Below are 18,189 nucleotides of genomic sequence, written 5' to 3' on the forward strand. Positions count from 1 at the left end.
GTCAGTTTATATTGAGCTTCATTCTTTTATGTCACTTCACCCACCTTAGAATTACGTTATGATGGGGTAGGCTCAGTTTGGACAGTTGAAATCGAATGGATGATTCACAGCAAAAAACGAATACTAGAAATACTACGGTAAGAAAAGCGACACGAATTGAAAGCGTTATGAACTCTGCGATGTGGCATTTAACCCAGAGGGATATGACGGAAAGCGAGCTGATTGCAAAGCTGAAAGTGAAAACCGACAATCAAGAATGGATCGATGAAACTTTGGGTTCTCTGAAAGGCTTTGGGTATCTCAAGTCTGACCAAGTGTTTGCAGAACAATTCGTGGAACAAGCATTCTCTGGTGAATTTGGTTCTCGATACATTGTCGAAAAACTGAAGAAGAAAGGCCTGACGGACTCAGTGATTTCTGATGCCATTCATAAGGTGTCCTTCGGAAAATCTATTGATGAACAAACTATCTTGATAGACCGAATCAACCACTATTACACCAGCTTTACCATGAGCCGTGAAAAGCTGGTTGCGACGCTGCAAAAGCGTGGTTTTAGCTATCAACAGGTAAAAGTCGCGATTGACCAGCATCCACAAGCGCATGAACTGAAAAGCAATATCCAAATCAAGGCCGAGAAAGCGGATTTAGAAAAAGAAGTGCTCAAGTATGCTCGTAAAGGCAAAGGCTTGACCGCTATCCAGCAAGAGCTCAGACAACGACAAATTGACACCAGCGAGTTGTCATCGTTAATCGACCGATTAATTAATGAAGAGCAATTGGATTTTTACTCTTCTTGTTTAGAACAGCTGCAGAAAAAATCTTATGACCTTAAGGATCACAAGGAACGTTCAAAGGCCTACGCAATGTTGAGTCGTAAAGGTTTCTCGTCTGATGAGATTAAGTTTGCGTTGAGTGAAGGCAACGAATAGCGGTTGTACAAAAGAATTAAGCAATAAAAAGTCTATCGTGTGGTGTGTTGATTTTCCGAGATACCGAGGCCATTACGCAAGGCAAACTGTACTAATTCGTTGTGGTTATTGAGCTCCATTAAACCAAGCATTCTGTATTTATGCGATTCAATGGTGCGGGGGCTCAAGTGCAATTTATCAGCGCACTCTTTGGCACTAAAGCCTTGAGCAATAAGAGACAGTACCTTGGTCTGTTTTTGAGTCAACAGCAATAATTTGTCGCTATCATCTTCCCACAAGTTTTCACTCTGGTTTAGCGTTCTTGCTAACGTAGAGTGCTGCCAGTAGCAAAGCCAGATCTCACACACAAGCTTCAATCGCTTAATGTCTTCTAACCCTAATGTTTTATTATTTTCGTGAAAATTCGTAAAAGATAATGCGCCCCAGCGTTGGTTAAATAGCTGAAGAGGAATGACGCAGTGCCATTTTCCACCTTGGTCGTACAACTCACTTAACACATCATTTTGACTGATAGCGAGCTGCGCTTCTGAAAACTCCAAGTAAGTTTCGCTGGTTTTGAGAAGCTTTAAATATTCCAAGTGATTGCAACCAACGAAGTCTCTCTTATTGATCGATGGAATGTGCGACTTGGATACGGAACATGTTTTCCCATCTTCCAACAGCACCATAGAATTTGGGTAGAGTGTGAGTCTATCGATATCGAACCAATCTAAAACATCAAAACTTGCCTCTGACCAAGTGGCATTAAAGTCCCTTGGATCGCTATTGATCAAAGTAGCAGATTGCTTCATTAATAATTGTTCAAAGCTCTGACTCGAATCTGTCACATTTTTCCCTTATCAATTAGTGGCTCATTCATTCACCGGCAGAAGATATTCTTTCATGCTGGATAGTGCAAGGTAACAAGAACAGATAAACAAGGGATTCTAAATCTTCCGTTTTTATAACGCTTTGTTATATACCGGATAGAGAAAAGCCGTAGTTTTACTGCATCAATTGAACAGTGTTTTTAAGAGAATCGAGGCGTTTGATATTGCCGAGTGAAAACCGTGATTGTTTTAAGAGTATTACTGTCTTTATTAGTATTGATGCTAACTTTCCGTACTGCAATAGCGTCTCCCATGTTCGTCTATGCTCAATCCCCGATTCATTCCAATGTGCTTTCAACACAGCTTCGTTCTGCTCAGCCTAATAGAGTGGGAAGCGTTGAATTCAAATCTTCCTACACCCAAGCCAGTATATGGGCTCATACGGACGCGTACGCCCTCGATTACTACCAAAACCAGTCCAATATAGCGATTCAATGGCAAGCATCTCCTGTTTGGAAAACAGAACTGGATTATCGAGTGGTCACTGCAAAGGATAACGGCTTAGACAGCTTTGTGATGGGCTTTCACGATCTGTTTGGTATTGGACAGAATGGCCGCGATGAAGTGGCTGAAGATCAGTTCACCATGGATTTTAATAATGCCGGGGTTCATGTATCTGACTTTGAAGGTGATGACTTAACCAATGCGCTGACTTTTTACAATGAGCTGCTGTTGTATTCTAGAGGACCGATGTCGCTCTCTGCTGGTGGCTCTTTGTTTTACAACAATGTTAGAAGTGGGGAATTTGCCAGAACGAGCTTCGAGCAAGGCGTTCAACTCAACTATAGCTATATCACATCAAGGCATAACTTTTTTTCAACGGTAGGCTTGGTTCACCGTAACGGTGATGACTACTTAGTTGGTTTAGAAGACTTAAGTTTTGAAAACGTAAGCGCAAGTTGGGCGGTAGGGTATGAGTATATGTTTAATGCTCGGCACAGCTTGTTACTTGAATCTTTAAATTATCAAGGGTGGGCAACAGATGAACCCGATTTCTCGGAACCTTCTAACGAAGTCGTAGTGGGTTATCGATACCGTTTTAACCAACTCGCCATTGAAGCCTTGATGATCGAAAACATGCGTAACATGGACAACAGTACCGACATCGGATTCACGCTCGGCTTGCGCTTTTCAATATAAAAGCCATATCAACATATCATTATGTAATTTAATTCATCAAGGCTATAAAATTTTCAGTAATTTTACGGTATATCAATAACGTAATTTTTTGAACAATAGCGCCACTCCAAAAGGCCGGACTAACAAGGCCGAATCAATATATATAGGTAGTGGTTATCATGAAAAAGACATTAGTAGCACTTGCGATTGCAAGCATTTCAACTTCAGCGTTTGCTGTAAACACAAGCAGCCAAAACAGCCAGAACGAAGACATGTTTGCTTTTGATTCTATGCATAAAGATCAATTCTCAGTAGCAGGTTCTTTCGGTGTTGGTGGTTACTACGATACGGGTTCAAAAGCATTTTACGATGATTGGGCAACTGGCTTGACGCTAGCAGTAAGCTACCGTAACAACCGTGTTGTTGGTTATTTCGAAACTGACTTCATGCTTCAATACACGACGGATGACAATGTTGCCGCTAATGACGCTGCTACATCTGCTTGGGTAAACGGTATTGATACAGGCCCTGCAACAGACGTAGATAAAGCATGGTTAGGTTTTGACACTGGTTACGGTATCGCTTCATTCGGTTGGGAAAATGATACAGCGCTAGACAAAGTTGATGGTGCTGGTGATACAACTTACGAGTTTGGTGCTTCTGCTGGTGATGCTTCTGATGCGTTTAACGTAGTTAAATTCCAAGGTGCAACAAGCGGTATCGCTTACGGCATCTCTTACTTTGAGACGAAAGATTCTCGCAATGATGAGAATTTCGACAAAGGTGTGAACGGCTACATTGGTCTAGAGCAAGAAGTATTCAACCTATACGCTGGTTACGAGAACCGTGACTACGAAGATGATTTCGAAGTTTACACAGTGACAGGTAACGTTAAGGTTGGCGCGCTTAAGTTAGGTGTGAACTCTTGGATTGAAGAGAGTGATTCTGAGAAAAACACAGGTTACTACCTATCTGGTGGTTTCACAGTTTCTGAAGACCTAACACTTGCTGCAGGTTACGCATCTAGTAACAACGAACTTGACGGGCAAGCGGATGTAGATGCTTCTTACATCAACATCGCAGCAATGTACCGTATCGCCGAAAATGCAGACATGGGCATCGATATCAAACAAGATATCGAAGGCTCTCGCATTGGTTCAACTGGTATGCAATACGACGAAGAAACACACGTATTCGCTGCTGCTTACTACTACTTCTAAGAACATAAGCAATTCTATGAGCTTAGATCTGTTGAAGAGTCTATGCCCTTAGAACTCAAATACTCGAAATTGAACGCTATGGTGTAATTGCTGCCCGGTCTTTACACCATATTATCTTCTTTGTGCAGATTAAGCATCCACTGTTCGACATGTGGTATGCCACTCAAGTTTGACGAGTGGATTATTATTTGGAGAAATACAATGGTTAAGAGCATGACTGGCAAGGGTGTCATTTATGGCAATGACACCCTGTTTACGTGTAAACCTAATCGTAATGGACTGTTTGAATTAGCACGTAAGCATGGAAGAGTTGCTGGTACTCGCCCGCAAGACTCGCAAAACAAGGTCTACGTTGAATCTTTAGATGAAGCGTGGGAGCTACTTAAAACTGAGAAGTTTTATATTGTTTTGACGGGGCAGGTGTACGGCATCCATAGAAAGTCTTTGAGAAGCATTGAGTCGATTGATATTGAGTTTGATACCGAAATTCGTTCGGCTTGCGTTGCCGTTTAGAGTGCGTACTGAAAGCTGAATAATAAAAAGGACGATATATTATCGTCCTTTTTTACGTTAATGCGCTCAGTTAGATCTAGTCTTTTCCCGCTTCCATTAAAACATCATTTATCGTCCGTACTGTTCAACAATAAAGCCTTCAAAATCGTCACACATTTGGTCGTTCGACACGTTATTGTTCGCCAATTCAGTTGAGCCATCGACTATTGATATCTTGGCATTCAAATCAGCGACTTGTGCGCGTCCTCTAGAAGCCAGTTGTTTGATTTTTCTCTCTTCAATCGCCCAAGCTTGTTCTGGTGATAAATTACATTCATCTGCAAGGTACTTGGCATTGAAGCCTTCCCCAGTCAGGCTTTTTATTGTTCTGTTATGGTTCACGCTATTGCCTTTATGCCAATAGTGTTTCGCTAACAAAGGCCCGATCTCTGGGTTATCCGTTAAGTAACCAAACTTGTCGGTGAAATAAGCACGTGTCTGATACACCGCCATGTGAGCCAATAGGTAACCTTGATATGAACAAGATGCTTCATCTGACAATAGATGTGGGATCGCCATCAGTGGGCGAGGACTGCAAGCCAATCCAAGAATTGTCTTTTCACTGCTGCGTGCAAGCGCCGTGATCTTTTCAGGTGTTAGATCTTCATCAGCCAATTCGTAAAGTGCTCGCTCAAAGTAAGGGACCACAAGAATGCTGCGCTCTTGATAGGCTCTAAACGGTTGTTTGTTATAAATAATCGCTTTAATTAATTCGTCTGGCACGGGTGTGCCTTCTGAATTGAGCGCGTACTGTTTTAACCAATCGGCGTCGTTCAACAAACTGTCACAGAACATAGACTGAGTTTCAGCGTAAGCCATCGAAGTTGGTGCAAACTCTTGAGAGAAACAAGGCGCGTTCATTTTTACATTAGCAAAATGCGCCGCGTGTCCACCTTCGTGAAACAAGGTGTTAATTCCATCATAACCACTGCCTATTTGATCTGGCTTAGCGTTGCTCGTGAAATTAACTTGAGCCGCAACCCAAGCGCCTTGGTCGTAGAAAGAAGGGATTGGCCCGTGACAGAAACCATTAGGGTATTTTCCTTTACGATCAAGTAAATCCAATTTCAACGTGGCTTGAGAGTATTCGATGTTGAGGCGACCAAAAGATTCTATCCAGCGTCTCAGTGATTTTGAGAAGGGAACATAAGGGTCTAAGTCATTCATAACGTCACCAGCAAAAGAGTAGGTAAAGTTATGAGCTTCCAGTGCACTTTCACCTTTCTGTTTAGCTAAGTTCGTCAGACTTTGTTGATGGCTATCGCGCGTACGTACGTCGAAGTCGTCCAGGATCGTAAACAGTTGCTCTGTTGTCATCTGCTCGGTTTTAACGACTGAGTAATCAAAAAAGGTTTTAAAACCAAGTGATTGAGCAAATTGGTTACGCTTTTTGATGAGCTCAATAAAACCATTCACCAGCAGCCACTGTTCTAAATCGAGCAATGTTTGGTGTGCAGAAAGCCTTACCTTTTCAGTACTATTAGTTCTAACTGTTGAACCTAGAACCGGTAACGAGCCTTCTGTTTCTTCACCCGCCTCATTGACGTAAGTCATTACGTGATTTTGTTTTTTCTCAAACAGCTCGGCTTCGAATTTGATGAGGTCTGCTTTCAGTTTCTGAGATTGTTGAGATTCAATCGCGTGAGATTTAAAGGTCGCTAACCAACCATTCAGTCCAGTCAATGTGCTCTCTTTTTCTTCCGCGTCTTGAATTTCGTCAATGGCAGAAATGTGCTTTTCGATAGTGGTTATCTGTTCAGCCGCGCTAAGAAATTCGGTCCACTGAGTTTGTGCTTGTGTTGACCCATTATGGTCGTCACTTATCCCCATGTAAGTATCCCAAAAGAAGTCTTCTTTTGCTTTATGAGTCGCAAGATACTTTTGATTTAATTCGTTGAGATAGTTCGTAGCAGTCATGAGATTCCTTGAAAATAACGCTTGAATTTCAAGATTATGACACATTCACAAGATGTATTTTGTGACATTGCATATAACGGAATGTAAGTCACAGGATATCGGTTTACATTACGGCGTATGAGTGTTAATTAATTAACTGTTAATGATTTGTTTTTTGCTAGTATTATTTAGAGAATGTTCGCTGATTTTTTCGCCTTTTATTGAGTAAATTGATGTTCTCAATGTCAGCGTTTTTGTAAGGAAGAGGTTTAGGATGGATCCTATTTTATATATCGAAGTTGGTGGCGTTGTTTGGCAGGTGCTTGCAGATGGTACTTGGCTTCAAGTGCCTGCATCACAATCCAAAGTTGAAGGTGTGCAAGTTGTGAGTATTGAGCCTCAGAATTTGGATCAGACTCAACCTCTCACTGAGCCGCAAATAGCCGCTGTTGAACAACAGTTGGAAGAGGTGGTCACTCAACTCGTCAACAACATCGAAAGCGCTCCTCAGCAACAGAACTCTGCCAACGATCAGTCTAGCTCTAGCGCTTCTTTTATTGCTTATGTCCGCTCCACATTAGATGAAACTCTTGCAGACGCGGGCTTTGATACTCGTCCCACAGAATATGAAGAAGAAGACACAACATCGAATGAAGGTAACCTCGATATACTCTTACCGAGTGCCGTATTAACCGTTGATATTTTAGATGGTGGTGACGGTTACGAAAATCAGTTCGAAGTGCCTTCTGTCACCATCACAGGTACTGCAGTTGATGTTCGAGATGGACGTACCGTTGTTCTGACGATAACCGATATCAATGGCAACACAGTTACCACTACCGCAATCACCAATGACGAAGCCTATGTCGTTAATGGCGTCGATCTTTCTTCGCTCGCGGAAGGCGATCTCCAAGTTGATGCGATCATTGCCGATGACTTTGGTAATAGCATCACTGCTAACGATTCCACAATCAAAGATACGCTAGCGACAATCGATGTCGACTTTGATGGTTTTGGTGATGAGTTTTATAACCAGTTTGAAGTTGCGAGTGGTGCTCTAGTAGGCACCGTCGAAAATGTAGAAGATGGACAGGTCATTACGATCGTTATTACTGATAGCCAAGGTGTTACTCAGGAATACACAACTACCGTTTCTGGTGGGGTATGGACACTCGTCTCTCAAGATTATTCTAACTTTGCTGAAGGTGAACTTACCGTCGTCGCTAGCACCATCGATATTGCCGGAAACCCTACATCAGCTAGCGATACCATTGTTAAGGATACGTTGGCGAGTATTGATGTTGACTTCGATGGCTTTGGTGATGAGTTTTATAATGAATTAGAAGTAAATAATGGTGCTTTGGTTGGTACTGTTTCAAATGTCGAAGATGGGCAAACTATCTCAATCACAATAACGGATAGTGAAGGCTTATCCGTAAATTATTCGACAGTTGTGTCTGGCAACAGTTGGACATTAGTAAATCAAGATTATTCAAACTTCGCAGAGGGTGAACTTACTGTAGTCGCAAGTACCATTGATATAGCTGGCAACCCTACCACCGCTACCGACACCATTGTTAAAGATACTCTGGATAGAATTCTCGTTCGGTTCGATGGTTTCGGTGACAATTATTACAATCAAAGTGAAGTGAGTAAGGGTGCCCTTATCGGTGCAACATTTAATATTGAAGATGGTCAGGCGATAAATATAACGATTACTGATAGTAACGGTTTTTCTGTCGACTACACCTCGGTTGTTTCAGGCAACTTGTGGAGCTTAAAAGACCAAGATTATTCTGGCTTTGCGGAAGGGGAGTTGACCGTTGTCGCGAGTATTACAGATATAGCGGGTAATACTATTTCGTCCACTGACACCATTATTAAAGATACGCTAGTGGAGATTGGAGTTGAGTTCTCTGGATCTGACGATGAGGTTTACAACCAAACAGAAGTCCTGAATGGTGTGTTGGTTGGTACTGTTGGCAATGTTGAAGACGGTCAAACAATCTCTATTACCATCACCGATAGTGCAGGCACATCGTTAGACTATTCGACAACGGTTTCAGGCGGTACATGGACGCTGACTAATCAAGATTATTCTAGTTTTGCCGAAGGTGAATTAACGGTTGAAGCCAGTGTTACGGATATCGCAGGAAACACGGCGACCTCAGCGGATACAATATTAAAAGACACGCTGGCGAACGTCAGTGTCAATTTCGATGGTTTTGGTGATGAGTATTACAACTCTGCCGAGGTCAGTAATGGCGCTTTAGTCGGCACGGTGACCAATGTTGAAGATGGCCAAGAAGTTTCAATCACAATCACCGATGTTGATGGCAAGTCAGAAAATTATACCGCTACGGTCACCGCTGGTGAATGGACATTAGTCGGTCAAGACTATTCCACTTTTGCTGAAGGCACTTTAACGGTAGAAGCAACGGTTACGGACGTTGCGGGCAATACTGCTACTTCTAGCGATACCATCGTCAAAGATACGTTGGCGGATATCAGTGTCGATTTTGATGGTTTTGGTGATGAATATTACAACTCGGCCGAAGTGAGTAATGGCGCTTTGGTCGGAACGGTTACTAATGTTGAAGATGGCCAAACCGTGTCAATCACCATTGCCGATGTTGATGGCAAGTCAGAAAATTATACCGCGATAGTTTCCGGTGGCGAATGGATTCTAATTGGTCAAGATTATTCAGCTTTCGCTGAAGGTACTTTAACAGTTGAAGCTACGGTTACGGACGTTGCAGGCAATACTGCAACTTCCAGCGACACCATCGTTAAAGACACGTTGGCGGACATCAGTGTCGATTTTGATGGTTTTGGTGATGAATATTACAACTCTGCCGAGGTCAATAATGGCGCTTTGGTTGGAACGGTTACTAATGTTGAAGATGGCCAAACAGTGTCAATCACCATTACCGATGTTGATGGCAAGTCAGAAAATTATACCGCGATAGTTTCCGGTGGCGAGTGGACTCTGATTGGTCAGGACTATTCGGGGTTTGCTGAAGGCACTTTAACGGTAGAAGCAACGGTTACGGACGTTGCGGGCAACACAGCGACTTCCAGTGACACAATAGTCAAAGACACGTTAGCGGACATCAGTGTCAATTTTGATGGTTTTGGTGATGAGTATTACAACTCCGCCGAGGTTAATAATGGCGCATTAGTTGGCACGGCGACCAATGTTGAAGATGGTCAAGAAGTTACCATTATCATAACTGATGTTAATGGCAAATCAGAAAATTATACCGCTACGGTCACTGCTGGTGAATGGACATTAGTCGGTCAAGACTATTCCACTTTTGCTGAGGGGATTTTGACCGTAGAGGCTAGCGTTACGGATGTTGCGGGAAACACGGTCACTTCTAGCGACACCATAGTTAAAGATACGCTAGCCAGTATCACCGCAGAATTTGATGATGCAGATAACATACTCAACACTGAAGAAGTTCAATCTGTTCGTTTACAAGGTGTTGTTCAAAATGTTGAAAATGGACAACCTATTACCGTCACAGTTACCGATAGCAATAATCAGTCTATAACGTTACAAACCGTAGTTATTGCAGGAGCTTGGAGCATCGATGATGTCGATCTGTCTGCGTTTGCTGATGGCAATATTACGGTAGAGGCGGTTACCGTTGATATTGCGGGTAATGAAACGACGGGGACTGACAGCACAGGACAAATTAATACCGTACCGCCTGTTATTGATATTGATACCTTGTCTGGTTTCAACATCTTGGATTTTCGTAGCGGCGATTTAACCACCATGCAAGGGACAACCGATGTCTCCGAAGGCTTACCTGTTTACATCGAGATCAATGATGGTACTCAAACACTGACTTTTGTTGGAGTCGTGGATGCTTCAGGTGGCTGGCTAGTCGAGAATATTGATGTATCTAGCTTAGACCCATCTACTGAGTGGATTATAGATGCGAGAGTGGCCAATTCGATTGGCAATGAAGTCAGTGATGACATGCCAAGTATTATACTGCCAGGTTCAGTCTCATTTTCTGAAAGCACGGTCGGAATCTTCGGAGATCAGACCCAAGTTGCTGACATCAATATTCAGTTTGCTGACGAGTTTGCCTTTAGTGCAAACCAAGTCTCTGCCGAGGGTGTGACATCTCAAGGTCAATCTATCGCTATTGCATTAGAGTCTGACGGGCAAGTGCTCAAAGCAACACGAACCGATGGAACACTGGTTTTCGAAGCTAAGATTATTGGAGGCACCGTTGAGATCACCTTTTACCAAGCGGTTGACCAACAAGCTGGTGAAGAGTTACTTCAAACGGTGATCATTATCGAAGGTCTTCAGATTGATGACGATGGAACCACTGAGCTCGTTTTAGGCGAATTACCGATCACGATTCTAGATTCCGAACCTTTGCTGTTCGGCGAGTCTTACTCGATGGTTGAAGGTGAAACATCGTCAGGCAACGTTCTTAGCAATGACATTGACCTTGATACCGCTCTAACCATTAGTAGCGTCGAAGTTGGTGGAGTCAGCAAGGACATTTCAGGTGCAACTCCTGCGGTGTTCAATACCGGGGATGGTGTATTGACCGTATTTGCCAATGGCCAGTGGACCTTTGAAGCAAATCGAAATCTAGATCATAACCAAGACCATACCGTTATCTTCAATTACGTTGCCGCTGACTCTAGTGGTGATTTTGGCTCTGCAACGGCGACCATTGATATCACTGATGGTGCAGCAGGACAGATATTGGATGATTCGAAAACGGTGACGGAAGTCGACGTTACCTCCGGTTCGCAAACCATCAATGCTCAATTTACTATATTAGGTGGTTCGGATAACCCAGACCCAGATTCTATACAATTTAGCCCTGAGACTGTCGCGCAACTAGAAGCATTAGGTATTACTTCGGGAGGCGACTCTACAGCACTTACTTATACTCTCAGCGCAGATGGTCTCATTATTACAGCTAAGCAAGGTGATGATGATGTGTTCTCGTTTTCAATGACGACAACGGTCGACGGGAATAATGTACTTGCCGATATTGTATTAGTGATTGAACGCCCACTCGATCATGTTCTCACTAGTGATTTACTCACGATTCCGTTGAATATTATTGGTACAGATACTGATGGCACAGCTTTAGAAAACGGTCAAATATCATGGGTGATAGAGGACGGTAATGATCCGAGTTTGGTTCTTGATTCAAATGTTTCAGTCAACGAGTCGGATTTAAGCAATGCTCCTGTCGGTGAAGTCAGTAGCACCGGAACCTTCAGTATCGGGATTGGCAGTGATTACTTAGACAGTGTGTTCTTTGATCTAGCAGACCAACCTCAGCTCTTCAGCGGCGGTGAACAGATTTATTACACGGTTTCTGAGGATGGAACATTATTGACTGGCTACGCAGGACCAGTAGTGGGTGGCGATGTTGCCTTTACTGTGAGTTTTGCCGCGCCCGTATCCGGTGATGTAGACAGCAGTGTGGATTATGTCTTCACTCTTTATAAAGGTTTAGATCAAACCAATGGTACGGATTCTCTTCCTTTTACTGTTACTGCTCGCGATTCAGATAATGATAAAACCAAACTAGACCTTAACATCTCTATTACTGACGGTGGTGAACCGTTTATTGGAAGTGGCACGGTTGAACTATCTGAAACACCTATCGCCAATACGACACCAGATGGCGTAAAACAAAGCGCAGTGGTCAATTTGGATATCACTGCATCGCATGATCCTATCGTTTATCTTGGTATTGATGTAACAAACGGTCAGGCGGTTTTAGATGGTGATGGGGAAGCCGTTACTCATAATGATGAAGCTTTAACTTGGAGAGACAATGGTGACGGCAGTTTCGATGCGATATTAAGTAATGGCGATGTCATTATGCAGATTCGTCTACCTTCGGACTATTTCCTAGAAGCCAATGCCTCCGGTACAGTTGCCGTTGAGATTGATCTATATCGCTCTATTGACCATGGCACTGGGTTAAAAGATACCGAATTGAATATACCGACAACAGTTGTCGTTATTGATTCAGACGGTTCGCGCTCCACTCAAGAGTCAGATATTAAAATATACGATGGTAAGGATCCTGCGTTCTCGATTGTAGGCAGCATATCTGTCGATGAAGATGGACTCATTGGTGATAACGAACAAACTGGGACTGAAGAGCCAAGCCCATCGATCGCTATTATCCAAGGCTCGGACGATATCGCATCAGTTTCAATCAACATCGATGCTTTTGATGCCCTTGGTTACAGCAGTGGCGGACGAGCGATATCCTTGCAAGACGTGAATGCCGATGGTTGGTATTACGCTCAAGATACGTCGGGTAACGATATCTTCCGAATTCGTTTTAACAACGACGGCACAACAGAGTTCAACCTATATGCACCGCTTGATCATGCCACGGGTGACGGTGAAAATAATCTTGCTGTGAATTTTGAATTGGTTGTCACTGATGCCGATGGTGATAGCTCAGATCCAGCCATTTACTCTGTCAACGTGACTGATGCAGTCCCTACTGCAAGAGACAGTTCCGTTGAAATGGTGGAAGGTGATAATCTTACCGGGCAGTTCTTAACAGAAGAGTTTGTAGGGGCAGACGGTGCGGAAATCATTAGCTTCACCTATCGAAACGTCACGTATACCTTTGATGATGTCGGTACTCCTATCACGATCAATCTTATCAACGACTATGATAGTGGATCTACTTATGGTCAGTTTACTCTTTCACCTGATGGTAGCTATCAACTAACCACGAATCCCAATGTAACGACCAATCCTGCCGACCCTAAGATCGTCGATGATATTGATTATTTGGTGCGAGATGCCGACGGCGATGAAGTGGTAAGTAATGCGGAGCTTGTATTAGACGATAACGAAGGCTTTATTCGTTATGAAGATTCAGAAACCACAGAAGATAACGACGCCATTATTGTTGTGAGTGTTTCTACTGGAGACGTAGACCAAAGCGAAACCGTTACCGCTATTGAATTCTCAGAAGCCTCTCTGCAAGGAGGTAGCCTGTATTTGAATGGCGTATTGCTTCAAGTAGTTGATGGCAAGGTGACGCTTTCAGGTAATCAGTTAACGGCGATTGATAGCCAGTTTACCGGCCCGAATGGTCAGTTGACGTATCGTCCTGCACTCCATGAATCGAATACGACCTCAACGGTTATTCTAGCGATCAACGCCATCATTAGTACTGACACGGTTCCAAAAGAGCTGACCGCAAATGTCTCTGTTTCTGTTTTACCCGTAGCGGATGCCCCGGATTGGTCAGATTCTGTATTTACCTACCAATCCGTAGAAGATGATGCGGACCCAATTAAATTAGATATCACCGCTCAGTTAGTTGACCAAGATACATCTGAAGAATTGTCTTACACCATTAGTGGCATTCCAGATGGGCTGAATATCACCTTGAACGGAAACGCCGTTAAAGAAGGTAAAGAGTACACCCAGACCCAAATCGACAAAATGGAAATCAGAGCCGATGAAAATCTCGCAGGTCGATTCGAGTTTGAGATTACAGCGATTGCAACCGAAGCGGGAAACACCTTCGCTGACCCCGCCGATAAAACGGCCGATATTGTTAATACAGTAGTTGTCGAGATTTCACCTGATGCTGATACTCCACATGTATCGGTTAAGGACTACAAAGGCTTAGAAGATGAAACCATCTTCCTCAAGAACGTGATTGATGGATCGCTAACGGATACCGACGGTTCTGAATCGTTAAGCTATCAAATCGAAGTGCAAGATGGTTGGTCTATCCAAGGCGGATTGTTTGACCTAATTGGCCCTAACACTTATTTAGTATCTGCGGAGGCCATCGAGAATGGTGTGGCTTATCTGCTACCAAAAGAAGACATCAGTTCGTTTACCGAAGATCTGTTTATTAAGGTTACGGCCGTGGCGACTGAATCGACCGTTGATTCATTAGATCCTATTAACGTGACCGCGCTTAGCGATACCAAAACCATCAATATTTTCCTCAAGGGTGTCGTCGATGAGCCTATTGTTGTGGATGGCGGCAATGCGCATTGGGAATATGACAGCGATACCAAAGTCATCAGCAACCAATCTGTTCTCAATGAAGATGGTTTGATTCGTCTCGATTTTGTAGTCCAAACCTCAGATGACGATGTCTCAGAAGAGATTAATATACTCCTGACCAATATTCCTGACGGCACCTTGCTGGTGGATTCATTGGGTGAGCCTGTGTCGCTGACCATCGCCTACATTGACGATGTAACAGGCCCAGTATTCCAGGTTTCTAACGCCCAACTGAATGATTTGTATCTCAAGCCAATTACTGATTTTAGTGGCGAGCTAGAGCTAACTGTTATTGCTATCTCGACAGAACCTGACGGTGATTCGGGCGAATTCCCGATGACGTTGAAGGTAGAGTTAGCACCTGTTGTCGATCAAGAAGATGGTCAAACGGTGAGCACTCAAGGTATTGAAGATAGCCAAATTGGATTGAATCTTGAACCATCTGTGAATCAAGATATTGATGGAAGTGAGTCTTTAACGGGATATGTGATTGATAGCCTTCCCGCTGACCTGACTCTTTATTTCGATGGCAGTGTTATTGCCGTACCAGCTTCAGGGTTAGATTTAGAAAGTTTATTAGACTCTACGACGCCAACACTGTCCGAGCTTTTAAGTAGCGGAAGACTGTCAGTAACCGCTACTGAAGATTTGAGCGGTACATTTTCGATCCCAATTACTTACGAAGTTACCGACACTTCGCCGACAGGCGCGGCTGATGTAAAAGATATCTCGGGTTCAATCAGTGTCACCGTTGATGCGAGGGTCGAGTCAGATACACGTTTAGAAAGTTCGGGTCAGCTGTACACTAGTGAGGACGGTTCTCCAGTCAATGTGTCTGATGCCGTTACTTTTGTTGACGCTGATATGGATGGCTCAGAGTACTTAGATTATATCTTGATCGATGTGCCTGATGGTTATTCGCTGATTATCGATCACCCGAACGGAGCCGCTCAAGATGTTTCAGGAAACTGGATTATCTCTGCGAACGGTCTTACGAGTGACTCGATCCAAGAGTTGGCGCAAGAAATCTTGAGCGGTATGACGATCTCCAGCCCAAGCGATACACCCGTTTTAGATATTGTGGTTCGTGCTCGTGTGATTGATGGTGAAGATTCGAAGTATATTGATACTTCATTCCAAATCCAGATTACTGGCCATGATGGCGGTGGCGGTACTTGTGACCCCGTTGGTCCACCAAGTCCCATTCAACCGGGTGGTGATATTAAGACGAATGAAGGTGAAGATATCGATTTAACGGGCTTGCTCAATACCGATGTCGCCAGTGACCCTGACAATACGATCTCTTTCTATATTCCTGCCGATTCTCTTCCTGAAGGCGTCGAGATTTCGGGTGATGGTGTTATTGCGGAATATGACGCGGCTGGCGAAGTGGTCGGTTACTCGATTACTGCCGATGGTCTCTCGAAACTGACGTTAACCGGATTGGACGAAGACTTCGCTGGGTGTATTGATTTCACGATAGAGACGATTGAAACCTCACCGTGTAATGGTGAAACCGTAACGACAGCTCAAACCATTAGTATTCAAGTACTGCCTGTTGTGGATGACATTACCGTTGCCACAGATTCCACAACAATCCAAGAAGACATTGCCACGGATCTTAATCTTGAGCTCGTTCTGGGTGATAGTGTTGAAGATGGCCAGTTAATCACGGGTGAAGGCAATAGTGCTACTGGTAAAGAGACCGTTAACTCTCTGACCATCACAGTATCAAATGGTGTGACACTATCGGAGAGTCCTGCTGATACTGGCTTGTTGGTTGATAACGGCAATGGTACTTGGACGGTAACGGATCCTAGCCGCTTGAGTGATGTGTTGGTAACACCACCAGAACATTACAGCGGCGAAATTACCTTAACAGTAACGGCAAATATTACCGATGAAGCGGATTGTGTCGTTGAAACGGATACGCAAGATAAAACGACCGTAGTGACAATCACCGTTGAACCTGTTGCTGATGCGGCAAACTTGGTAACGCAAGATATTGTCGGCGACGAAGACAACTACATTTCACTGTCATCACTCAGCGCGGAGCTGATTGACCAAGATGGCTCTGAAAATATGTCCTTGGCATTGAAAGGCGTGCCTGAAGGTGCGGTTGTTGCGATAAAGGTCGGCGACAGCTACGAATTAGTTCCTAACAATGGCGTCGATGGCGGTACCTTTGATGGTAACCCTACTTACGAGTGGCAACTCGATCCAAGTCAGCTTGCTAATCTCGTTATTATGCCGCCACGAGATTTCAGTGGTGATATGAATCTTGTTCTTGAGGCGATTACTCAAGAAATCGGCACCGCAGAAATCCGCTATACCGAATCTGAATTTACCGTTGGTGTAAATCCTATTGGTGACAAGGTTGAGTTCTTCGACCTACCTGAACAACTGACGGGTAGTGAAGACGAAGGCATTGTTATTCCGCTTGATGCGAATAGCTTTGAGACTAATAGTGATGAGTTCTTATCAATTACCGTAACGGTGAATTCGACTTCGGATCCATCAGGTTTAGTTGGGCTAGATCGAATTCGAATTGGATCAGAAACCAGTTCTTTCACCAATGTGGGTGGCATCATACAGGCGACGATCCTCGTTAAAGCAAGCTCTGTTGATGAGCTCGAATTCTTTGCGGGCGATGCGTTTGGTAACCTCGATATTACGATTACAGGCCGAACGGTTGATCAAAATACCGTACTCGGAGAGTTAGTGGTCGACACGGGTGACCCAAGCTCGCAAGACATGACGCTTATTATCACACCAGAACCTGACGCACCGTTACTAAGCGTCGAATACGCTTCAATTGTCGCAGAAGCGAGTGGCACGATTCCTCTTGGTTTAGACCTTTCTCTTGTAAACCCTGCTGATTCAGAAGTGGGCTTCATTACAATTTATGATATTCCCGCAGGTTTGACGTTCTCACACGGCTCGATGGTCGATGGTCAATATGTGGTGGACTTGGCAGATGTACCGAATCTAGCGATTACGGGTGGCTATGATGGCGTTGACCCATTTGAACTCACCATCGAACCTTCTGCTGAAATAGGCAACAACCAAGCGGTAGGATTACCTCAAACGGTATCGGTTGAATTTGTCGCGGAAGGGGACTCTACGATTACCGCGACAGATGATAATGACCTACTGATTGGCGGTGCGGGTTTTGATAAATTTGTGTTTGAATCATCAGGTTTAGGCAGTACAGAGGCGGCAAGTTTAGATGTGATTCAAGACTTCGATGCGTCGCCAAATACCGACGCCATTGACCTCTCTGGGATTCTTGGAAGCTTGGGAATTACGACGGGCTCGGGGGCCACACAATACCTAGATTTAGAAGAATCTAGTAAGGGCGTGACGATTTCTATTAAACCTAATGGCGACGAAGACGTTCAACAAAACATCTTAATAGCCGATGTTACGTACGACGATCTGTATCAAGGCGACAGTAGCAGTGCATTAGAAGCACAAATTTTACAAAAAATGATAGAAGACAATAATTTAACGCTGTAAGTTAGATGTACAGTCTATAAAAGGAA

7 protein-coding genes are annotated in these 18,189 nt (G+C 43.8%); 5 read left to right on the forward strand and 2 right to left on the reverse strand.

The window, feature by feature from the left end:
* Positions 1-95 precede the first annotated feature (95 nt).
* Positions 96-929: a regulatory protein RecX gene (locus QUF19_RS22500; RefSeq protein ID WP_286299617.1), complete on the forward strand. Its 834-nt coding sequence runs from the start codon at positions 96-98 to the stop codon at positions 927-929.
* A gap of 32 nt (positions 930-961) precedes the next feature.
* Here QUF19_RS22500 and QUF19_RS22505 read toward each other — a convergent pair whose 3' ends face one another.
* Positions 962-1,720 carry a response regulator transcription factor gene (locus QUF19_RS22505; RefSeq protein WP_434784932.1) on the reverse strand — a complete coding sequence of 253 codons (759 nt, stop codon included), beginning with the start codon at positions 1,718-1,720 and terminating at the stop codon, positions 962-964.
* 297 nt (positions 1,721-2,017) lie between these two features.
* On the opposite strand from QUF19_RS22505, the gene QUF19_RS22510 reads away from it, so the two are divergent.
* The 3 genes from QUF19_RS22510 (at position 2,018) to QUF19_RS22520 (ending at position 4,650) form a co-directional block, all read left to right on the forward strand.
* Positions 2,018-2,938 (forward strand): DUF3187 family protein, encoded by a 921-nt coding sequence (locus QUF19_RS22510; protein ID WP_286303287.1) that lies wholly within the window; start codon positions 2,018-2,020, stop codon positions 2,936-2,938.
* Between the two features lie 158 nt (positions 2,939-3,096).
* On the forward strand, positions 3,097-4,137 hold the full coding sequence (locus tag QUF19_RS22515) for a porin family protein (protein WP_286299621.1): 1,041 nt from the start codon (positions 3,097-3,099) through the stop codon (positions 4,135-4,137).
* A 201-nt stretch (positions 4,138-4,338) separates the two neighbouring features.
* Positions 4,339-4,650, forward strand: coding sequence for a hypothetical protein (locus QUF19_RS22520; RefSeq protein ID WP_286299624.1), 312 nt, complete (start codon positions 4,339-4,341; stop codon positions 4,648-4,650).
* 108 nt (positions 4,651-4,758) lie between these two features.
* Here QUF19_RS22520 and QUF19_RS22525 read toward each other — a convergent pair whose 3' ends face one another.
* Positions 4,759-6,606: a M3 family metallopeptidase gene (locus QUF19_RS22525; RefSeq protein ID WP_286299627.1), complete on the reverse strand. Its 1,848-nt coding sequence runs from the start codon at positions 6,604-6,606 to the stop codon at positions 4,759-4,761.
* A 253-nt stretch (positions 6,607-6,859) separates the two neighbouring features.
* Between QUF19_RS22525 and QUF19_RS22530 the strand changes: the two genes are divergently transcribed.
* A complete protein-coding gene (locus QUF19_RS22530; RefSeq protein ID WP_286299629.1) occupies positions 6,860-18,163 on the forward strand; it encodes a T1SS-143 repeat domain-containing protein in 11,304 nt (3,767 codons plus the stop codon).
* The last annotated feature ends 26 nt before the right edge of the window (positions 18,164-18,189 follow it).

It is taken from the genome of Vibrio sp. FE10 (assembly GCF_030297155.1).
In the GTDB taxonomy this organism is placed as follows: Bacteria; Pseudomonadota; Gammaproteobacteria; order Enterobacterales; family Vibrionaceae; genus Vibrio; species Vibrio apostichopi.